We start from the raw sequence: 19,888 nt of genomic DNA on the forward strand, positions 1-19,888 counted from the left end.
GTCGCGGTGTCGACACACCGCTCGGCGCCCACGAAGCGACCAGGGCCGGATCTTCCGACGAGCCGGCCCTGGTCGGTCACTGACAGATCCGCCGAAAGCTCAGCGAGCGCACTCGGCGCACGTGCCGAAGATCTCCAGGGTGTGACCGACGTCGGTGAATCCGTGCTGTGCGGCGAGCTGGTCGGCCCACCGTTCCACGGCTGGCCCGGCCACCTCCACCGTGCGTCCGCAGTCACGGCAGACAAGGTGATGGTGATGCTTGCTCTGACTGCAGCGGCGGAAGAGTTGCTCGCCGCCCGGCAGCCGAGTCGAGTCGATCTCGCCGGTGTCCACCAGCAGTTGCAACGTCCGGTAGACGGTGGTCAGGCCGACCCCCGCCTTGCGCTCCAGCAGCATCTGGTGCAGTTGCTGCGCCGAGTGGAAGCCCTCCACCTCGCGCAACAGCGCCAGCACCTCCCCGCGCTGCCGGGTGTTTCGGGGCACCTTCGCCATCGCCTGGTTCACCGTGGCCGCCATCCTCCCGTGATCTCGGCCGCCGCCGACCTACTCGTCTCCGACGCCCCACCGCGGCCGGTCGGACCATTATGCGTCGTCCGGCACCATCGACGCCGTGCCATCTCCGGCCTCACCTCACCGGTGCCGACCAGCGGAGAGCCGGCCGTTATGAGGAACACCACCGGCGAGCAGGACAACCGGAACGATCACCGGTAGGACCCCAGGAGCGGCAACGGGTCCGGCGTAGGGGCCGAGTGTCAGGAGCCCGTGACCGGGACCGGTTCGGCATGGTCGTGCTCGTGCGGATCGCCGAGGTCCCAGGTGGGGAACGGGTCGGGTAGTGCCCGCCAGGCGTCCTGACCGGCGGCGATCTCAGTGTCGGTGAGTAGGCACGTGATCAGGGCGGCCCGCAGGCCCTGGACGTCCAGGTCGACACCGATGAGAACGAGTTCCTGCTGTCGGTCCCCGAAGACCGGATGCCAGCGGGACCGCAGCTCGGCCCGCTCCTCGGGGTCCTCCGGCCACTCCCCGGAGACCACGACGGGCACGCCGACCGGGTCGCACCGGCCCGACGGTCCGACCTGCGACCACAGCGCCTGCACGTCCGGCCGGCTGGCCAGCCACAGGAACCCCTTCGACCGCACCACCCCGAACACCTCGAGACCGCCGGCCAGCAGGTCCCACAACCGCTGCGGGTGCAACGGCCGGTGGTCCCGGAACACGAGGCTGAAGATGCCGTACTCCTCGGTCTCCGGCACGTGCCCACCGTTGAGCTCGGCGACCCAGCCGGGCGCCGTCTCCGCCCGCTCCAGATCGAACCGGCCGGTGTGCAGGATCTCCGCCGGTGCCACCCGGCCGTGCACGGCACGGACCTGTCGGGCGGCCGGGTTGAGGCGGGTCAGCAGCGCCTCCACCACCGCCAGATCGCCGGGGGCGAGCAGGTCGGTCTTGTTGACCACCAGCACGTCGGCGAACTCGATCTGATCGACCAGCAGGTCGGCGATGCCCCGGTCGTCTCCCTCGTAGGCGGCCAGCCCACGCGCCGCCAAGCTCTCCCCCGCCTCGATCATGCTCCGCAGGCCCGCTGCGTCGACGACGGTGACGGTGGTGTCCAGGCGGGCCAGGTCGTCGAGCACCTGCCCGTCCTCCACACCGAAGGCGAAGGTGGCGGCCACCGGCATCGGCTCGGAGATACCGCTGGACTCGATCAGCAGGTAGTCGAATCGGCCCTGTCGGGCCAGCCGGGCCAGGCCACCTCGTTGAGCAGATCGTCACGCAACGTGCAGCAGATGCAGCCGTTGGTCAACTCGACAAGCCGCTCCTCGGTCCGTGACAGCGCCCCACCTTCGCGCACCAGCGCGGCGTCGATGTTCACCTCGCTCATGTCGTTGACGATCACCGCCACTCGCAGCCCGTCCCGGTTGCTCAGCACATGGTTGAGCAGGCTGGTCTTGCCCGCGCCGAGGAACCCGGACAGCACCGTCACCGGCAGGCGGTCGGTCACGGTTGATCCACCACCTGACGTCCCCTGTACAGGCCGCAGTGTGTGCAGGCCCGGTGCGGCACCACCATCTCCTTGCGGGGGCAGGGGCAGGGCGTCAGCTGCGGCACGCTCGCCCTCCACTGCGCCCGCCGGTGCCGGGTGTTCGACCGCGACATCTTCCGCTTCGGTACGGCCACGAGGTCTCCATTCACGAGAGGTCGGACCACACCTTAACCGTATTGGTTTTCATTTTCCACACGGCCTCACGTTCAGCCGCGCCGGCCGGGCCCACACAGATCGCCAGCGCGGCGCAAGCCCGCAGGACAAGCCCCGAGGCAGCCGTCTTGGTCAAGCTCCGGGTACGGCGGCGCCATCCGGCGCCCCTCGCCCGGTGGCGGGCGTACTCAGGACGAGCGAAGCTGCTCGCGGAGCCAGGCCCGGTCGGGGTTCACGACAGCCTGACCGCCGAGCACGACGGTGGGCACGGTCTCGTTGCCGCCAGCTACCGCCCGGACGGCGGCAGCACCCGCCGGATCGTGCCAGATGTCCACCCAGTGCGCCCGCCGGGCGAGCCGGCCCAGGGAGAACCGGAGCTGGAGGCAGTATCGACAGCCGGGGCGCCAGTACACGATCGGCCGGCCATCCGCCGCGCTGGCCCGCTGCGCCTCGGCGGCGTCCACCGACCCGGGGAAGGCCCACGGGGACAGCAGCAGTGCCAACGCCGAGAAAATCAGCAACTCAACGGCACCGACGGCGGGCAGACCGGCGGCCAGTTGCGCCACCAATACCAGCACGCCACACACCGCCATCAGGATCGTCAGGGTCCACCGTCGCAGCACGCCGGGGACCCTACCGCCAGACACGCGGATGCGCCGTCTTCGCGCGCCACCCACGACCCAGCTGCGGGTCGACAGCTGCGGCGCCCTTGTCATCGCCGGCCAGCGCATCCACGCTGGCATCAATCACGCCGCCTCACCGTCGCACATGCCGGCACCACCTTCCGCAACCACCTCGTCACCGAGGTCCCCACCAGGGCGATCGCGCGGTTCAAGCCCGCAAGCCCGAACCCCGCTACGGTGCACCCTCAGCCAAAGCGGTACAGGACAAGGATGGACAACCGAACGGACCCGATCGAGATCATCGCCCGGGTGGACGAGCGTGACGGCAAGCAGCGCGCCTTCGAGGTGGGCTCTACGAAGCCCACAAAGCAGGCTGGTCCGTGACGGCGGAGTCGACCTCGGTAGATGAGCCAGGTGACGAATGCGGAGTCGTACACATCGAAGGTTTGAAGTACCGTGTTCGCCACGCCAAGCGAGTCCGGGGCCGGGTCGCGACCGCGCCCCCGGGACAGCACCTGATGGCTGCCACCCTCAAACGGAGGATGGGCGAATCGGACGGCGTCTCCTGGACGTTTGAGTTCATGCACACGGCCTGGGCTGAGCCGATCATCGAGGATGCCTAGGGCAGCCACCGTTGCACCCTGTTACTACAAATTTGCGATCACCCGCCGGGTCAGAACCTTGGACTCCATCGGGTCGCGGCCGATCGCGCTCGGATCGGTGACCAGGTTGCCGGGTTATCTCCAGCCTGACGGCGATGGCTGGCTGCTGAAGGCCCCGAGTCAGCGGTGCAACACCCCGGCACGACTTCCACGCGGAGCGGCTGATGGCCGCTGACAGGGTCACGTATCGGACGTCAGACCCGGCGGCCGAGGCAAGGGCTGAGCGCAGGCAAGGCGTTCTTGGGGAACGCATGCTTTGCGCCGCCGATGACAGTTACGGCCGCGACGATCAGGAGGATCAGTGCCGCCCAGGTGATCGAGGCAGTGCCCAGGCCGGCGAGCAGGAGACCGCCGACCAAGCCACCGACTGCGATAGAGGTGGAGAAGATCGTGATGGTGATTGACTGAGCGACGTCGGCGGCTTCTCCTGTCGCGTTGATCGTGGCACCCACGAACAGGCTTGGGGAACTGCCGAACGCGAAGCCCCACGCGGCGACGGCGACGTAGACCAGGACCGGTGCGTCCGCGAGGACGCCCAGAGCGAGCACGCTGGCTCCGAACAGCAGGGTGCTGCTCACGACGAGCTTGCGCAGGTGTCGGTCGATGTGCGTTCCGACCACGAGAACGCTGAGCACGGAGGTGACTCCGAAGGCGAACAGCACCCAGCCCGTATGGTCGACCATCCCCAGATGAAGAAGAAGGTCGGTGATGTACGTGTAGAGAATATTGTGCGCGATCATATAGGTGGCAAGAGTGAACAGAATGGGCCGCAGTCCTGGGATGACCAGGACGTGCGAGATCTTGAAGCGTGCGTCGACCGGCTGGCCGGGCAGGTTCGGGAGGGCCGCCAGGACCCACGCCATGGTCATGATGGTCACGGCGGCCGAGGCGTGGAAGGCGAGTTGCCAGCCGCCGAGGCTGCTGAGCCAGGTCCCCAGCGGAATACCCAGGGCCAGCCCGATGGGGGTTCCGGCCAGGGCGATGGCGATGGCACGCCCCTGTCGTCGCTCTGGCGCGAGGCGGGCGGCGTAGCCGCCGAGAAGAGGCCAGATGAGTCCGGTTCCCAGCCCGGCGACGAAGCGGAGCACCATTGTCAGCGTGAAGTCGCTGGACAGCGCGGTGAGCACATTGGTGACGGCGACCATGGCCAGGGCGAGTTGCAAGACGTGCTTGCGCGGCCAGGTGGCCGTCGCCCGCGCAAGAGGGATAGCGCCGAGCGCGGTGGCGAGCGCGTAGATCGTGACGGTCTGGCCGGTCAGCGAGACGCCCGTGTGCAGAGTGCGGCTCATTTCCGGCAGGAGACCCGCCGGGAGGCATTCGGTGAGGATGCTGATAAAGCCGGCCAGGAAAAGGCCGAACAATGCTTTTCCCGGAAGGCGGCCTTGTCGGGCAGTCGCCGAGGTCGGGCCTGTGGATGTGGTGATGATGTCGGTCATGGAGCTCTTTCAATTGCGGCACGGAGCCCATCAGGGCGGATGGCGCCTTGGCGGGCGGATTGGTGACGGCAGGAACGGGTGATCCGTCGGGCCTGGCCATGGGCTTGCAGGCCCGGTTCCTCAGGACACGTCGAGCGTGCTTCAGGCTCGCAGTGCTAGCCAGCCACCTGCTTCGTCTACGTCTCGTGTGGCTATCACTGGCAGGGACAGGCTGCGTCGCGTACTGGGTGGGATAATCGAGATATGGCAACCGGCCACGCCACCCACACCAACCTCTCAGCCGCTTCGGAAACGGATGCCGAACCGGCCCCGCGGGAAGGGCTCGACCCCCGCGCGGAACTGAGCGAGTTTCTGCGCACCCGCAGGGCACGCCGCAAGCCGGCCGATGTAGGGCTGACCGACTACAGCCGACGGCGCCGCGTCCCGGGTCTGCGCCGGGAAGAACTCGCGCAACTCGCGGGAGTCTCTGCGGCGTACTACACGCGATTCGAGCAGGGCAACGCCCGCAATGTCTCGCGCGAAGTGCTGGACGCGATTTCCCGCGTACTCAAACTCTCCGAAGCCGAGCACGCCCATCTGGTGCGCCTGGCCCAGCCCAAGCGGCATCAGCGCCGGCCCACGCCGTCGCGCCAGCAGGTGAGGCCCGAGATACGAGAACTGCTCGCCGCACTGGAAGGCGTGCCAGCGTACGTCTGGGGCCGCCGCACTGATGTGCTGGCCTGGAACCAGACCGCCTCCGCCCTCTTCGGTGACTGGGCAGCCCGTGCCCCACAGGACCGGAACTGGGCCAGAATCACCTTCCTCGACCCGGCGTCCCCGAAACTGTTCCCTGATTGGGAGGCCAAGGCGTATGACGTGGTGGGACAACTACGACTGGGGGCCGGCCTGCACACGGACGACTGGATGCTCGCGTCCCTGATCGGCGAACTCTCCATAAAGAGCGAGGACTTCCGCAGGCTGTGGGCCGCTCACGACGTTCAGAAAAAGACGCATGGTGGCATCCGCCTGTCGCATTCGCTGGTGGGGGAACTAACGCTGCGCTACGAGACTTTCGCGCTCCCCGGCGATCAGGAGCAGTCGCTGAGCACCTACCACGCCATGCCTGGCTCACCCTCAGAAGAGGCGCTGCGGCTGCTGGCCAGTTGGGGAGCAGACGCCTCGCGAGAGCGGGCTGGCAACAAATCGCATTGAGGAATGCATCGACAGGTGGGCGGCTGAAGGCCGCCGCTCCATTGCTGTCGCCGTCCGGCCGCCGTGTCACGTGACGGGCGGTCGTCGATGCGACCGGCGGTATTTCGCCTCAGGAACGGTCGAAGGGTTGTTCACCGAGGACGCGGAGGAAGTCGAAGCTGTCGGCGGTGGCCGTGCCGGGTTGGGGCCGGAAGATGACGAGGCGCTGACCCGTGGTGGTGCTCAAGACGACGTCGCACTGTACGTCCAGACGCCCGGCTTGCGGATGGACGAGGATTTTGCGGGTGGTCTGTAGTGGGGAGACCTGCATGTCGGACCAGTACTGGACGAATTCGGTGCTGGCGGCGGTGAGATCGGCGATCAGTTGGTCGGAGACGGGGTCGTGGCCGCCGCGGACGGCGGCCGCGCGTAGGTCGGCGACGTATCCGCGGCCGATCGCCTCGTGTTCCTCCGGCACGTTGAGCACGCGGGATTCGGGGTTGGTGAACCAGCGCCAGGTCACGTTCGCGCGCCGGGCGTCGCCGTCGGTCCAGGAGCCCAGCAGCGCGCGACTGAGGGTGTTCTGGGCGAGGATGGTGGTGCGGCCGTCGATGACGTGTGCGGGCACGGTGGTGAGTGCGTCGAGTAGGAACATCATCGCGGGGTCGACGTACCCGCTCACAGTGGTGGTCGTCGGCGCCGAATATCCGGCGAGATGGTAGAGGTAGTCGCGCTCGTCGATGGAGAGACGCAACGCCCGGGCAAGGCTGCCGAGTAGGGCCTCTGAGGGTTTGACGGCCCGAGACTGTTCTAGTCGTTCGTAGTAGTCGACAGACAGGTTTGCCAGCAGTGCGACTTCTTCGCGGCGTAGGCCGGGGGTGCGGCGCCGCCCGCCGGATACAAGCCCGACGTCGGCCGGCCGGAGTGCCTGCCGGCGAGCCCGGAGGAAGTCGCCAAGTTCGGTTCGTGCCACGAACTTCCCTTCCCGGAAGACGGCGCCACCAGGACGGTTGGTGGCGCCGCGAAGATCCCGTCGATCTCGGACATTACTCCTGGATTGCGGCCATTGCCGGTCCGGTGTAGCGCTCGCCGACGGCGGCACCGACCGGAGCAGCGGCGCTGAGTTCCTCGAAGACGCCGGCATCAACCTTGAACTGCGCCGCGGCGACGTTCTCCTCCAGATAGGTACGACGCTTGGTGCCAGGAATTGCGGTGATGTGGTCACCTTGCGCCAACACCCAGGCCAACGCGAGTTGGCCGGGAGTGACACCCGCCTGTTCCGCGATGGCGCGGATCCGGTCCACCAGGAGCAGGTTCTGCCGCAGGTTCTCCTCGGCGAATCGGGGCCAGGTGCGACGCCAGTCGTTCTCGGGCAGGTCGTCGAGGGTGCGAACTGAGCCGGTGAGGAAGCCACGGCCCAGCGGCGCGTAGGCGACAAACCCGATGCCCAGTTCGCGCACCGTGTCGAGCACACCGTTGGCCTCAACATTGCGAGTGAACAGCGAGTACTCGGTCTGCACCGCGGACAACGGCGCGGCGGCGTGCGCGGCGCGGATGTTGTCCGGCGACGCCTCGCTGATCCCGAGATAGCGGACTTTGCCTTCGGCGACAAGTTCGCCGAGCGCGCCGAAGGTCTCCTCGACCGGTACGGTCGGGTCGACCCGGTGTTGGAAGTACAGGTCGATGCAGTCGGTGCCGAGCCGGCGCAGCGATCCCTCCAGCGACTTGCGCACGTAGTCAGGCTGCCCGTTGGCGCCGCCGATGATGCGGCCGGCATCGTCGAACGTCACACCGCCGAACTTGGTCGCGATGATGGCCTGATCGCGACGTCCCCTCAGCGCCCGGCCGAGTAGTTCCTCGCCGGTGAGCGGGCCGTACATGTCGGCCGTGTCGAACAAGGTCACGCCTAGTTCGAGTGCGCGGTGCACGGTGGCGACGGACTCCGCGTCGTCCGGCGTGCCGTACATAGCGGTCATGCCCATGGTGCCGAGCCCTTCGACCGAGGCCACCAGTCCTTGACCACCGATTGCATGTTTCTGCAAGATCACCTTGGTGTCTCTTCCCTCATGTCACGAAGCGACGTCCGATCGTTCATCACCAGCCTGCGGCAGATCGTGGCCGTTATCGGCGTTCTGTCTATCCTCGGCCTGACAGGGCGACGATCTGACGGGTCGGCTCGCCGACCGGTTGTGCGGCTCTAATCGTCGGCGCCATGCTTAACCAGCGTTGGCACGTCGCATCTCTCCAGATCCGCGACGAAGTTCGTCTTCAGAGAGCGCCGTGATGCTCTCGCAGCATTCTTCAGCTCGGCCTGCATGCTATATCTCCCCAGAACCCGTCGGGGGACGCTGCGCGAAAGCAGGTGGCGTTGCGATCGGGTCGGGCCGCTCGCCGCCGTCGGGCGCGCCAGCCGGGGCCGTGCGGTCGGCCCGGCCGTGGGTCGCTCGGCGCTGAGGTGGTCGTGCGTGACGAGGCCAGACTCCACCGCGTGGCAATCGACGAATGGCTCCAACCCGAGCTAGCGCGACGCCCCGGCTCGACCGGCGGCGGCACACTGAGGGCATGCTGATCGTGGTGGGCGTGCTCGCCGTCGCCGTACCCGGCGCGCTCGGCTGGTTCGTGGGCGAGGCGTTGGGCGGCCACGGCGAGGTGGGCCTGGCCGTGGTGTACGGCATCGTCGTCCTGCTGTGGGCGCTGCTTGACGAGCACACCGGCGAGACCACCTTCATGGCGATCCTCGCCTTCGTGCTCGGCCTGCCGATCGTGTACGTCGTGGTTGTCGCGATAAAGCTGCTCGTCCTGGCGCTCGGTCTCGCCGACCTGAGCGCTCGCGACGTCCTGCTGTCCAGCCTGCTGAGCGCGTTGGCCGGCACGGGAATCAGTGTCGGGCTCTCGCTCGTCGGCGCGTTCAAGCGGGCGACGGAGCCGTCGGCCGGCCGGCGCCCGGCCGACCTGGAAGAGTCGTTCCTGTCCGGCCTGTCGTTCCGGATGCCGCTCGCGCTGCTCATCGCCGGCCTGATGGACCTACCCGAGACCCCGGCGGCACGCGTCGTGACCGGTACGGCGTGGGGCGTCGCCGCCGCGGTCTGCGCAGTCGTCCACACCGGGCTCGTGGACCGGGAGCCGATCCGGCGCGCGTGGTTCCACATCGTCGTGGTGCAGGTCATCCTGCTGGCCTGCGGCCTGTTCGCCGTCATTCAGAGCCTCGGTGAGGCGAACCTGGTCGACGAAGCCGTGCAGCTCGCGGTGCCGGCCAGCGCGGCGTGTGCCGTGACGTATCTGCTGACGTTGCTCGGCGCCACCGCCGCCCACCTGTTGCCCCGTCGCACCCCTGACGCGGGGAAACCGACGCCGTCGAGGGCGGCAACAACCAGCTCAAACGACACCGGGCCCCGGCTACCAGGTTCGACAAACTCGCCGCGCGCCACGGGCACACACTCCCCGTCGTAGCAATCATCGAGTAGCTCAAACGCGGACTGACGAACACGGCAACTTGCCGCCGTGGCCCTCACCGGGCGCGGCGCCGCAGGCGGCCGGGCGACGGCCCCCCGGCCGGCGCTTGGCTACTGGTCGTACTGGGCGAGCACTCGTTGGATCGCCGCTGAGATGTAGGGCGGGATCCGCAGTTCCGGGAGCCGTTCCGGCGGGAAGAAGCGGAGCTCGACGCCCTCGGAGAGGGGCAGCAGTTGCGGTTGGCCATTCCAGCGGGCAGAGAAGAAGGTGATCAGCTGCCCGGACCCCAGTTCGTCCTTCACCTGGAACAGCTCGGTGATCTCGTCAGCCACCAGACCCGCCTCTTCGAACAGTTCCCGCTCGACGGCCTGACGCGGGCTCTCTCCGGGGTCGCAGCCGCCGCCCAGGACGCTCCAATAGCCGGGCCAGGTGATTCCCGGGATGTCATCCCGTAGGTGCAGCAGGAGATCGCCGGAGTCATCGAAGATCAGGGCTACCGCGCCCTGGCGCTCATCGTTACTGGTCATGCGCCCGCCGTAACTGGCTCGTAGGTTCGCTCTGCTCGGGTCTCGACGAGGTCACGGGCGGGAACGGCGACCGGCGCTCCAGCGCGAACCCGAACGAGAGCTGTCGCTGGTCAATACCAGCGGCCGCCAGTTCGCTGAGCGCTCAGGCCGCAGGCGATATCTCCGTCGGCCCACGCCAGCGCCTCCCGCACGACTCGACGGATCAGGATACAACCGCCACGCCCTGGTCCTGCCCGGGGCGGAGGCGGTGCTCGCCTCCGCGCTGGAGGTGTGTCGTCCCCTGGCATCCACGCTCATGTCCCTCTCCGAGGAACGGCTGGACGCGACTGATGCGATCAGCCGGCGCACCCCGTGGATCAGGACGGGACTCATCCGGACCTCGGTGCAGATCCTGCTGAGCTTCGCGCCGGGCCTGGTCCTGATCCGCGTCGTCTCCACCGACCGCTACGGCAGCGCCGGCCTGGGCGCCATCCTCGCCGTGTCCGCCGCCGCGGCTCTGATCGGCACCGTGGTGGCGGCCATTCAAATACCCCGCCTTCCGGGGCTCTGGGCCAACATCGGCTTCGTTTGTTACACCCCGGTATTCATCTGCATTCTCATTCCCGTTCCACTCTGGGTGTTCGTCGCCGCGATCGGAGTGGGCGGCATAGGAATCAGTCTGCACGGTGTCTGGTGGTACGCTGCGCCCAATGAGGGCGTGGCAGTTGGTCTCCGTGGCCGGGTAAACGCAACCGATCTGATGACCACAAAGCTGCTCGAGCCGGCCGGCATGGCCCTGGCAATTCCGGCGACATCTCACCTCGGAATGCAGTCCATCTGCCTGATCGGTGCCACCACGTTCATGGCCGCACCGGCCCTGGCCCTGCTCACCAACGGCTTTCCGCAGTACGGACGGCACCTTTCTCCCGCACCCAGCCCCGTGGAAAGGAAGACGGCATGAGCACGGCCGGACCGGTGATCGACGAAGCACTCGTGGCGCGATTGATATCGGACCAGTTCCCTGAGTGGGCTGGTCTACCCATCGTCGCCGCGTCACCGCAGGGTTGGGACAACCGGACGTTCCGGCTCGGCGACACGCTGACCGTCCGGCTGCCGAGCGCCGAGGGTTACGCGCACCAGATCCTCAAGGAGAGCCGCTGGCTGCCATACCTGGCGAAGCATCTGCGGATCGCGGTGCCGAAGCCGCTCGAACTCGGTCACCCCGCGCACGGCTACCCGTTCGCCTGGTCGGTCAACGCGTGGCTGGACGGGCAGGTGCTCTCCCTCGCCGCCATTCCGGACGAGGCGGCGCTCGCCATGGAACTCGCGTCCTTCCTGGTCGAGTTGCGCGCCGTACCGACGGACGACGACGCCCCCCGGCCCGGCCCCGACACCGCCCACCGGGGCGGGCCCTTCGCGTACTACGCACCCGAGGCGCGGGCGGCGCTCCGCTCGCTGGACGTCGAGTCCCCCGTCACCGACCAGGTGATCGATGAGGCGTTGGCGTCGCAGTGGGCGAGCCCGCCGGTCTGGTTCCACGGCGATGTCGGCGTCGACAACCTCCTCATCGCCGACGGTCGCCTCGCGGGCGTCCTCGACTTCGGCTGTTGCGGCGTGGGCGATCCGGCCTGCGACCTCGTCATCGCCTTCACGTACCTCAGCGACGACAGCCGGCCGGTCTTCCGCCGGACGGTCGGGCTCGACGACGACACCTGGCGCCGCGCTCGGGGCTGGGCACTCTGGAAGGCCGCCATCACGCTGGTGAGCCCCGGTGCCCCGCAGGCGCGCCGGACGGAACAGAAGCGGGCGTTCGCGGCCGTCCTGCGCGACGTGTCCGGCGACTGACGGTCCCGGAGTCCACAGGCGACCCGGCCGGGCGCTCGCTCAAGGCTGTTCAACTGCGCGATCGGTCGGTCGAACACCGTCCCGTGGGCGAGCGGGCGCACGGAAGGTCACCCGCAGGTGCGCCGGCAGCGGCGGCGGGCGTACTCCCGAGCGGTGCGGGACCTGCTCGGCCAGGACGCCAGCGCGAACATACGCGTAGGTGTCTTCATCCGCCGGGACACGCCCGAGCCGGTACGCCACCGCATCTACGAAGGCATCCAACAGGCGAGCGCCCGCTGGCGACGGATCTCCGTCGCCGCTGAACTGACGGTGCTCCGCGGTCAGGTGTCGCTTCTGGACCGGGTCACCAGAAAGGTTTGGGTAGGTCCGGGACGGCGAGCCGGTCGGCTCGCTCGCGCAGGTGCCGGGCGATCTGGTCGCTGGCCAGGGTGAAGCCGGCTGTGAAATCGGCGTCGAGGGAGATGCCGGTCGCGGCAACGTGGTGGTCGGCCTGCTGGCGCAGTTCGTGGGCAAGCGTGTTGCGCCAACGGATCACCTCCTCGGTCAGGTGCGCCCGCTGAGCCGCCAGCCGGCGCTGCGTCGCGGCCAGTTGCTCCTCCACCCGTTCGAGATGGTTCAGCGTGTCATCGAGACGGTCGAGCTCCGGCAGGTCGGCCACAATCGTCCGCCCGATGGCGGTCGGGTCCGCGCTCGGGCTGCCGGGGTGGTGCAACGGTTCGATGGCGCTGGGTCACCCGCGCCGTCCACCGCTCGTGCCGAGCGTCCCGCTGGTGGGGAAGTGCCGCCACGGCGTTGCGTAGGGCTGCCAGCACCGGGGTGGGCGAATCGGCCGGTTCTGCGGGCGGAGCAGCCGTGGCCAGGACGCCGCGGCGGGGGTTGCGCTCCGGCGTCCCCTCGAGTTCCGTCGCCCGATGCGCCATCTGCTTGACGAATCCGGCGTACGCTGCCCGGTAGCCGACCTGGTGTTCACCCTCACCAGTCACCGGTGCGCGACCGACCCGCTCCGCCTCGATCCGGAGAGCATCGGCGATGGTGGTATCCCGATCGCCGATCTCCGACGCCGGGTCCGTGGCGTCGTGCAGCACCATGTCGCGCAGGGTGCCGAGCAGGCATTCGGCGTGCTGGCAGCGCTGCCGGGCGTTCGCCATCAGGTTCAGCTCCGGCATGGCCTGCCAGACCGCCCAAACCGCGGCGGTCGCGTCGTCCGGCACCGGCGCGTGCCGCCGGACTATCTCACGGATTGCCTGCACCGGTTCGGGTGTGTGGGTGGAACCGGCCGACGCCAATCGCTGCAGCAGGGCCAACAGCTTTGCCTGGAGCTCCGGCCCGACCGACGACCCGTCCCCGGTCAGGTCCCGCAGGCTGGGCGGCCAGGGGCCCGGCGGTACGCCCCGAGGTGGCCGGCGCAGCGGGTGACGCGATCCGCGTCGGAATCGATTCCACCAGCCCATTGATCCAGCTTTGCACCGCCGATGATCACGCGCAATGTGTCCGGTGCGGCGCCTTCGGGCGAATCGAGGGCCGAGCCTGCCGGGCGGCGATCCTTCTTCGCCGGTCAGCAGCGCTCGCCGGGGGGTGATTGGAGACGTTGCTGCGGGTGAGGTCCTACGTCTGCGGGTCGCGAGCCTCTGCGCTGGTGGTCGCACGGGTCCAGCCTCGTGGGCAGGTGCGCCAGCGGCTTCGCCACGGCGTCAACCGGCGAGCAGGTGTTTCTGAACCTTCCCCATCGCATTGCGGGGCAGCGTGTCGAGAAACCTGACCTGCCGGGGTCGTTTGTGAACGGACAGCGTCCGCGCCACGAAATCGACGAGTTCGGCCGCGGTCACCTGGTCGGCCACGACGAAGGCGGTGACCTCCTGGCCGAGGTCGTCGCTCGGCGTGCCGACGACCGCGGCCTCGCGGACGCCCGGGTGGGCCAGCAGCGCGTCCTCGACCTCCCCCGCGCCGATTCGGTAACCACCGCTCTTGATCAGGTCGGTGGACCGGCGGCCGATCAGCCGGTGCGCGCCGTCGGGTGCCACGCTCGCGATGTCGCCGGTGCGGAACCACCCATCGTCGTCCAGCAGCCGGGCGGTGACGTCGGGTTTGCCCAGATAGCCATCGAACAGCATGGGACCGCGAACCCACAACTCCCCGATGGCCGTACCGTCGGCGGGCACCGGCTGCCCGTCGTCGTCGACCACCCGGGTTTCCGCGCCCGGCACCGGCGTGCCGACCATGCCGGGCTGACGAGACGGGTCGTCGGCACGATTGCTCAGCGTGATCAGCGTTTCGGTCATGCCGTAGCGCTCGACCGGCCGGTGGCCGGTGAGCTGGCGCATCCGCTCGAACGACGGCGCGGGCAGGGCGGCGCTGCCGGAGACCAGCAACCGCGCCGAGCTGAGGCGTGCGGCGGCTTCCGGCTGGGCGCAGATCCGCGACCAGACGGTCGGCACTGCGAAGTAGAGGGTGCCGCCCGCCGCGGCGTACGCCTCGGGCGTCGGTCGTACGGTGTGGTGCAGCCGGCAGCCCACCCGCAGGGCGCCGAGCACGCCGAGCACGAGACCGTGTACGTGGAACAGGGGCAGACCATGTACCAGGACGTCATCGGGGGTCCAGGCCCAGGCGTCGGCGAGCGCGTCGATGCCGGCCTCGACCGCACGGTGCGACAGGACGGCACCCTTGGGCGCGCCCGTGGTGCCACTGGTGTACATGATCAGAGCGGTTCGCTCGGGCCCCGGCTCCGGATACCGGGTGTCCGAGGTACGCCCCAGGTCGACCCGGCGGACATCGACCTCCGCCGGTACGTCCCCCACACCAGCGAGCAGCAGCGCCGCCCCCGAGTCGCGCAGGATGTGCGCCCTCTCCCGGGGCCCGGAGTCAGGCGGCACCGGTACGACGGCGGCACCGCTGAGCAGCGCGCCGAGCACCCCCACCACCGTCTCGGCGGTCGGTGTGGCGTGCACCGCGACGACCGGTTCGCCGTCCAGGTCGTCCGCCACCGCGGCCGCGCACCCCAGCAGACGGTCCGCGGACATCGTCACCGGTCCGAGTCGAATCAGATCGTCGACGGCCGGAGCGGATCGGGCGAGACCGGCGAGCAGACGCATGCGCCGAGGCTACGCCGGATGCGGCACATGCACGACCGCCAGTTCGAGGTCAGCCCCGGCGCCTTGACCGCTCCGGGCCAGGGCCAGCCACGCCGGTTCATCCGAGGCATTGTCAGCGTGTCCAAGGTGCTTTGATCAGCTGCCCGCCCCGAGCGAGGTCAAGGCAAGGAGTAGCAGCTCTGTGAGCTTCCACATGCACCTGCGCGCCACGGCCGCCAACGAAGTCTCAGAGGATTTCTCGTCGCTGCATGACTTCATGTGGATCGCCTGGGAGGACCACCAGCAGGAGTACGCGGCCGGCATCGCCGATTCCATCGAGAAGGACTTCGGGCACGTCCACGAGCTCTACACCATGGGCGCGGACCACGGCGACGCCACGAATGCCGCCAGCACCCTGCCGGTCTTCGGCGGCCGTCACATACACAGCCCGACAAAGGACCAACCGCCGTTCGTCCTCCTCAACCCGGCCGAGGTGCGTGGGGTAGCGGAGTTCCTCCGGACCGTTTCGTTCGACGAACGCTGGCAGACGGCGGGGACAGAGCCCTCCCAGCCGTACATCGGGTGGGAGGACAAGAACGCGGCCAAGAACATCTTCCTCGGCTACCACAACGACCTGCGCACCTTCTACGAACGAGCCGCGCTATCGGGACGTACCGTGATCAAAGCTTTTTGGTATTAGGCGCGTCAGGCAACGCGGCGCAGAACGACCGAGCCGCTCGACGCGCAACGGGGCTCCCTCCCGCGAGCAGCGCCACGGTGGGCATCATGCAGATCAGATAAGGGCCGAACTGTCAATAAGCGAATCACGATTGGGTGAGGCCACAAGCGACCCGGAACTTCAAGGCATTGAGATTCCCATCTCTGCCGACGGAGTTCCTGGCCGGTGAGGAGAAGCCAGCTCTATGCTTGCCGCCGGAATACACTGCGGCCCATCAGGGCCGAGGGGAACACCAATACAGGGATTTGCGAATGCGCCGGGATTCTGCTCCGAACAACGGCACTGCTGGCATCAACGAGGTAACACCGAACGGCGAACCGCCGACCGATACCGCAGAGAAGGCCGCACGCCGATCCGCCGTCGCCGAGGAACAGGACTTTCTCGACTTGGCCACGGCCCGGCGCGACAGGCTGGCCGACCACCTGCAGGCCGAGCTTTCGTCGGAGGCCCTGGACGCGTTGGAACGGGCCCGGCAGCGCATGCTCCGCCAGCAGTACGAAGAGCTACGGCGAGCACGGGAAGGGCTGGTCTTCGGCCGCCTCGACGGCCTTGATGGCACCGTACGACACGTCGGCCGGGTCGGTCTCCGCAACGACGGCGAGGACAGTGAGCCACTGCTGGTGGACTGGCGCGCTCCCGCATCCCGGCCGTTCTACACCGCGACGGCTGTCGACCCACAGGGTCAGGCACGGCGTCGTCACATACGCACGACGGGATCGACTGTCGTCGGCGTGGACGACGAGCCACTGGACGGGACCATAACGGCGGAACTCGTCGGTGAAGGCGCTCTCCTGGCCGCCCTCGACCAGCGGCGTACCGGCCGCATGTCGACGGCGATCTCCACGCTGCAACGCGAACAGGACGACATCATCCGGGCCGAGGCGACCGGCCCGCTGATCGTTCAGGGCGGCCCTGGCACCGGCAAGACCGTGGTTGCTCTGCACCGCGTCGCCTACCTGCTGTTCGCGCACCGAAAGATGGCCGACCAAGCGGTCCTGGTCCTCGGCCCCTCGCCACGGTTCCTCCAGTACATCGCCCAGGTGCTGCCCGCGCTCGGTGAGACCGCCGTCGTCTCGGCGACCTGCGACACTCTGCTGAGCGAGATCCACGTGCGCCGCGACGAGAGCCGGCTTCTCGCCGAAATCAAGGGCCGCGCCCTCTGGCAACCCGCGCTCGAAAGCTACGTCACGTCGCTGCTCCCCCGACCCCAAGAGCTGAAGCTGCGCTGGGAGGGCGAGTTCTCCGTCATCACCGCCGCAACAGTGGCACAGGCACTCGCCTCGGCGGTGCAGGGACGCCCGTACCATCGCGCCCGCGCGGCGTTCGCCGAGCAGCTGCACCACCTCCTTGCCGAAGCCGTCGTCGAGCAGCGCGAGGCGCTGATGAACGAGATGGAGGAGGGTTTCGAGGACATCCTCGCCCGTGTCGACAAGGGCATGCGGAACGACCACCAGCCCGGCAGGACACCCACCGGCAGTGACATCGACGGATTGCTCTCCGACGAAGAGATCGAAGACCTCCGTTATCGTATCGCCGAGAACGCCACCATCGCCCGGTTCATCGAGGCATGGTGGCCCACCCTCGACGCCGAGGCCCTGCTGCGTGATCTCCTGACCGACCGCACCCTGCTGGCCCGGTTCGCCCCACAGCTGTCCCCGCAGGAGATCGCCGCGGTCTCGGCCGAGCCCGCGCCATGGGCATCGAGCGACATCCCCCTGCTCGACGCCCTCGCCGACCTGCTCGGCGAGGGCGAAACCCCACAACCGCAGGGCGAGTTCGTCGCCGACCGCGCTCGCCGGCAGCGTGGCTGGGTGTACGGCCACGTCGTCATCGACGAGGCGCAGGAACTGTCCGAGATGCAGTGGCAGATGGTCCTACGGCGCTGTCCCAGTCGCTCCATCACCGCCGTCGGTGACATCGACCAGGCGGAGGCAGCGCACCGGCACACCAGCTGGGCACAAGCGGTGCAGGCTGCTTTCGGAGACCACTGGACCGCCGCGGAACTCACCATCTGCTACCGGACCCCGCGTGAGGTCATGGACCTCACCGAACCGGTCTTGAAGGAAGCTGGCAGCCACAACGCGCCGCCACGGGCGGTGCGCTCCTCCGGCATCGCCCCCTGGGAACTCACGATCCCGTCCGCCGAGCTTGCCGGGGCCGCCGCCCAGGCTGTGCGACAGCTGCAGCAACGGTGGCATGGTGGCACGGTCGGCGTCATCGCCCCCGCCGACCGCATCGCCGAACTCCTCGCCGTGCTGAGCGATGTGCCGGTGCTCACCGCGACCCAGTCCAAGGGATTGGAATGGGACGCGACGCTACTCGTCGACCCCCAGGGCATCGCCGCTGAACCGCGCGGCTGGAACGGCCTCTACGTCGCGCTCACCCGATGCACCCAGGAACTCGGACAGCTGATCCTCACGCAGCAATCGCCACAGCCCGGGGTAAAGGGGTGAGTAGCCACCACCATCGTCGCGCCGACCACCGTCGAGGGCGGCCGATGTCCGTTGCTCCTGCTGCCCGGCAACCCGGTCAGACACGGAACGCGTTGAGCACGAGGATCGCGTACCGGTGCCAGACTTCTGGGTCATATTCCCGAAGCACAATCAGCTGACGGACCGCGCCGCAGAGGACGACCCGCACGTCACGTACGCCGACGTCGGGCCGCACCTGGCCGGAGCTGACGGCGTTCTGCAGTAGCAGTCCGACGAGGTCGAGCAGCTTTCCGGCCGACGGTAGGCGCGCCTCGAAGAAGGCGGTGGCCAGGCCGCGGTTGCGGGCCAGTTCGTCGAAAAGAGCCAGGACGTATTCGTTCAGGCTGCGGTACGCGTCCGGCGCGGCCAGCGCCTGTCGTGCCCGAGATTCCAGCCGGTTGAAATGCTCACCGGCAACGGCCGCGACGAGGTCTTCCTTGGTCGGATAGCTGCGATAGACGGTGGCACGTCCGACGCCCGCCCGAGCAGCGACCTGGGGCACTGTCACCCCGAGGCCGTGCTCGGCGAACAACTCCTGGGCTGCGGCGACGACCAGTTGCTGGTTACGACGGGCGTCGGAGCGCCGGTGTGTGTGGGCAGCACTGGCGGATCGCGACTCTGTCACCGTGTCAGCCTCCCACACCGTCGCTGCTGTTCAGGCCGTCTCGGGATCGAGCTTGATGACCGTCTCCTCGCCGTAGACCTGGGTCACCGGCACCTGCAGCACGGTGCTGACCCGGCCAAAAGTCCAGTAGTAGCCGGCGACCTGGATGACCTCGACGATCTCACGGTCACTGAGGTGCTCGCGGGCCTCGTTGAACAGCTCGTCGCTCACTGTCGGCCGCTGGGTGATCTCGGCGGTGAAACGCAGGACCAGGCTGTCGTGCGCGGTGAGGCTCGGATCGGTGAGCCGGCGCTCTCCGATGAGCCGAATGGTCTCGTCGCTGACGCCGGCTGCTTGGGCCATCGGCACGTGCTGGGAGGTGACGAAGTCGCAGTCGGTGTACTCGGCGGTCGTGAGGATGACCAGTTCCCGCGTTCGTTCGGGCAGTTCGAGCCCGGTGAACAGGGTCCGGGCGAACTGGATGAACGGCTTCACCGTGCCAGTCGAGTGGGTGAGCATCTTGACCTGCGGGTCGGGCGGCAGCGCGTTGAGGAAGGTGCTGACCTCCTGGGGGATGGTCGCCGGGTCCGGATCCGGCAGCCGCGGGCCTTCCGAGGTGGAGTTCTCGCCGATGTCGACGCCCGTCTCGGCGAGTTCGGCGAAGCGGCCGTCCGGCGCGAACCGGCCGAACACGACGACCTCCTTCTGGGCGGTCGTGCCGTCGTTCATCGTGATCCGGTAGCGGTGGCGCTCCGCGTACTGGTCGCCGTCGACCACCTCGTCGAGCACCGTGACCGTGCCGCCGCGGATCTGACCGCGGACGGCGACGACCACCTGACGGAACGCCGCCCAGTCCAGTTCCCGGCCTTCAGCCCGGTGGACGTAGCCGGGGGCGTAGTACCTGTCGAGCGCCGTTTCGAGGTCCTCGGTCGGATTGAGGGCTACAGCGAGGAGTGCGTCGCTGATGCGGACGTTTGCCATGTGACACCTCCTGTAAGTGGACTTGCGTGTCCGTTAAACCGTAGCGGACACGCGGGTCCGCTTATCAGTGTTCTGCCTCACAATCCGTTACTGGTTGGCACCTGCGCGCTATCAAGCCCACTGCCACCGGTGGCAT

General features: G+C 68.4%; 18 protein-coding genes and 1 pseudogene. 6 read left to right on the top strand and 13 right to left on the bottom strand.

The window, feature by feature from the left end; all coding sequences use genetic code 11:
- Positions 1-99: 99 nt before the first annotated feature.
- The 5 genes and pseudogenes from ACQEUX_RS11385 to ACQEUX_RS11405 form a co-directional block, all read right to left on the bottom strand.
- Complete coding sequence (locus ACQEUX_RS11385) at positions 100-516, bottom strand: Fur family transcriptional regulator (RefSeq protein WP_433045338.1); 417 nt, start codon at positions 514-516, stop codon at positions 100-102.
- A gap of 236 nt (positions 517-752) precedes the next feature.
- Positions 753-1,999 (bottom strand): annotated as a pseudogene (locus ACQEUX_RS11390) (GTP-binding protein).
- Positions 1,996-2,175 (bottom strand): 50S ribosomal protein L32, encoded by a 180-nt coding sequence (gene rpmF / locus ACQEUX_RS11395; protein WP_433045341.1) that lies wholly within the window; start codon positions 2,173-2,175, stop codon positions 1,996-1,998. Before rpmF ends, ACQEUX_RS11390 begins: the two are co-directional and overlap by 4 nt.
- Before the next feature lie 207 nt (positions 2,176-2,382).
- Positions 2,383-2,817, bottom strand: a complete 435-nt coding sequence (locus tag ACQEUX_RS11400) for a glutaredoxin domain-containing protein (protein ID WP_433045344.1) — start codon at positions 2,815-2,817, stop codon at positions 2,383-2,385.
- An 856-nt stretch (positions 2,818-3,673) separates the two neighbouring features.
- Positions 3,674-4,915, bottom strand: a complete 1,242-nt coding sequence (locus ACQEUX_RS11405) for an MFS transporter (RefSeq protein ID WP_433045347.1) — start codon at positions 4,913-4,915, stop codon at positions 3,674-3,676.
- A 243-nt stretch (positions 4,916-5,158) separates the two neighbouring features.
- On the opposite strand from ACQEUX_RS11405, the gene ACQEUX_RS11410 reads away from it, so the two are divergent.
- A complete protein-coding gene (locus ACQEUX_RS11410) occupies positions 5,159-6,106 on the top strand; it encodes a helix-turn-helix transcriptional regulator (RefSeq protein WP_433045350.1) in 948 nt (315 codons plus the stop codon).
- Between the two features lie 109 nt (positions 6,107-6,215).
- Here the strand turns inward: ACQEUX_RS11410 and ACQEUX_RS11415 are convergent, their stop codons facing one another.
- Positions 6,216-7,058, bottom strand: a complete 843-nt coding sequence (locus ACQEUX_RS11415; protein ID WP_433045353.1) for a helix-turn-helix transcriptional regulator — start codon at positions 7,056-7,058, stop codon at positions 6,216-6,218.
- A 73-nt stretch (positions 7,059-7,131) separates the two neighbouring features.
- Positions 7,132-8,127, bottom strand: a complete 996-nt coding sequence (locus ACQEUX_RS11420) for an aldo/keto reductase (protein WP_433045356.1) — start codon at positions 8,125-8,127, stop codon at positions 7,132-7,134.
- A 520-nt stretch (positions 8,128-8,647) separates the two neighbouring features.
- Between ACQEUX_RS11420 and ACQEUX_RS11425 the strand changes: the two genes are divergently transcribed.
- Entirely contained in the window at positions 8,648-9,535 is an 888-nt protein-coding gene (locus ACQEUX_RS11425) for a hypothetical protein (RefSeq protein ID WP_433045359.1), read from the top strand.
- A 113-nt stretch (positions 9,536-9,648) separates the two neighbouring features.
- Here the strand turns inward: ACQEUX_RS11425 and ACQEUX_RS11430 are convergent, their stop codons facing one another.
- Positions 9,649-10,065 carry an NUDIX domain-containing protein gene (locus ACQEUX_RS11430; RefSeq protein ID WP_433045362.1) on the bottom strand — a complete coding sequence of 139 codons (417 nt, stop codon included), beginning with the start codon at positions 10,063-10,065 and terminating at the stop codon, positions 9,649-9,651.
- A 295-nt stretch (positions 10,066-10,360) separates the two neighbouring features.
- On the opposite strand from ACQEUX_RS11430, the gene ACQEUX_RS11435 reads away from it, so the two are divergent.
- Both ACQEUX_RS11435 and ACQEUX_RS11440 read left to right on the top strand, forming a co-directional pair.
- Positions 10,361-11,005 carry a hypothetical protein gene (locus ACQEUX_RS11435; protein ID WP_433045365.1) on the top strand — a complete coding sequence of 215 codons (645 nt, stop codon included), beginning with the start codon at positions 10,361-10,363 and terminating at the stop codon, positions 11,003-11,005.
- Complete coding sequence (locus tag ACQEUX_RS11440; protein WP_433045368.1) at positions 11,002-11,889, top strand: aminoglycoside phosphotransferase family protein; 888 nt, start codon at positions 11,002-11,004, stop codon at positions 11,887-11,889. The genes ACQEUX_RS11435 and ACQEUX_RS11440 overlap by 4 nt, the downstream gene beginning before the upstream one ends.
- A 343-nt stretch (positions 11,890-12,232) precedes the next feature.
- Here the strand turns inward: ACQEUX_RS11440 and ACQEUX_RS11445 are convergent, their stop codons facing one another.
- The 3 genes from ACQEUX_RS11445 to ACQEUX_RS11455 form a co-directional block, all read right to left on the bottom strand.
- The gene (locus tag ACQEUX_RS11445) at positions 12,233-12,547 is read right to left on the bottom strand and encodes a hypothetical protein (RefSeq protein WP_433045371.1); all 315 of its coding nucleotides are present in this window, start codon (positions 12,545-12,547) and stop codon (positions 12,233-12,235) included.
- The gene (locus tag ACQEUX_RS11450) at positions 12,513-13,139 is read right to left on the bottom strand and encodes a hypothetical protein (RefSeq protein ID WP_433045374.1); all 627 of its coding nucleotides are present in this window, start codon (positions 13,137-13,139) and stop codon (positions 12,513-12,515) included. The genes ACQEUX_RS11445 and ACQEUX_RS11450 overlap by 35 nt, the downstream gene beginning before the upstream one ends.
- Before the next feature lie 441 nt (positions 13,140-13,580).
- Positions 13,581-14,978 carry an acyl-CoA synthetase gene (locus ACQEUX_RS11455; protein ID WP_433045377.1) on the bottom strand — a complete coding sequence of 466 codons (1,398 nt, stop codon included), beginning with the start codon at positions 14,976-14,978 and terminating at the stop codon, positions 13,581-13,583.
- 181 nt (positions 14,979-15,159) lie between these two features.
- On the opposite strand from ACQEUX_RS11455, the gene ACQEUX_RS11460 reads away from it, so the two are divergent.
- Together ACQEUX_RS11460 and ACQEUX_RS11465 are read left to right on the top strand one after the other, a co-directional pair.
- The gene (locus ACQEUX_RS11460; RefSeq protein ID WP_433045380.1) at positions 15,160-15,657 is read left to right on the top strand and encodes a DUF1877 family protein; all 498 of its coding nucleotides are present in this window, start codon (positions 15,160-15,162) and stop codon (positions 15,655-15,657) included.
- A 134-nt stretch (positions 15,658-15,791) separates the two neighbouring features.
- Positions 15,792-18,149, top strand: a complete 2,358-nt coding sequence (locus ACQEUX_RS11465; RefSeq protein ID WP_433045383.1) for a HelD family protein — start codon at positions 15,792-15,794, stop codon at positions 18,147-18,149.
- 76 nt (positions 18,150-18,225) lie between these two features.
- Here the strand turns inward: ACQEUX_RS11465 and ACQEUX_RS11470 are convergent, their stop codons facing one another.
- Together ACQEUX_RS11470 and ACQEUX_RS11475 are read right to left on the bottom strand one after the other, a co-directional pair.
- Positions 18,226-18,810 carry a TetR/AcrR family transcriptional regulator gene (locus ACQEUX_RS11470; RefSeq protein ID WP_433045386.1) on the bottom strand — a complete coding sequence of 195 codons (585 nt, stop codon included), beginning with the start codon at positions 18,808-18,810 and terminating at the stop codon, positions 18,226-18,228.
- 12 nt (positions 18,811-18,822) lie between these two features.
- A complete protein-coding gene (locus tag ACQEUX_RS11475) occupies positions 18,823-19,752 on the bottom strand; it encodes a carboxymuconolactone decarboxylase family protein (RefSeq protein ID WP_433045389.1) in 930 nt (309 codons plus the stop codon).
- Positions 19,753-19,888: the final 136 nt, after the last annotated feature.

It is taken from the genome of Micromonospora sp. CA-259024 (assembly GCF_050936255.1).
Classification (GTDB): domain Bacteria; phylum Actinomycetota; class Actinomycetes; order Mycobacteriales; family Micromonosporaceae; genus Micromonospora.

Bases quoted from the DNA above. Each gene is read 5' to 3' on its own strand.
- ACQEUX_RS11440 (WP_433045368.1), top strand. From the start codon at position 11,002: ATGAGCACGGCCGGACCGGTGATCGACGAAGCACTCGTGGCGCGATTG.
- ACQEUX_RS11475 (WP_433045389.1), bottom strand. From the start codon at position 19,752: ATGGCAAACGTCCGCATCAGCGACGCACTCCTCGCTGTAGCCCTCAAT.
- ACQEUX_RS11410 (WP_433045350.1), top strand. From the start codon at position 5,159: ATGGCAACCGGCCACGCCACCCACACCAACCTCTCAGCCGCTTCGGAA.
- ACQEUX_RS11405 (WP_433045347.1), bottom strand. From the start codon at position 4,915: ATGACCGACATCATCACCACATCCACAGGCCCGACCTCGGCGACTGCC.
- ACQEUX_RS11385 (WP_433045338.1), bottom strand. From the start codon at position 516: ATGGCGGCCACGGTGAACCAGGCGATGGCGAAGGTGCCCCGAAACACC.
- ACQEUX_RS11435 (WP_433045365.1), top strand. From the start codon at position 10,361: ATGTCCCTCTCCGAGGAACGGCTGGACGCGACTGATGCGATCAGCCGG.
- ACQEUX_RS11430 (WP_433045362.1), bottom strand. From the start codon at position 10,065: ATGACCAGTAACGATGAGCGCCAGGGCGCGGTAGCCCTGATCTTCGAT.
- ACQEUX_RS11455 (WP_433045377.1), bottom strand. From the start codon at position 14,978: ATGCGTCTGCTCGCCGGTCTCGCCCGATCCGCTCCGGCCGTCGACGAT.
- ACQEUX_RS11425 (WP_433045359.1), top strand. From the start codon at position 8,648: ATGCTGATCGTGGTGGGCGTGCTCGCCGTCGCCGTACCCGGCGCGCTC.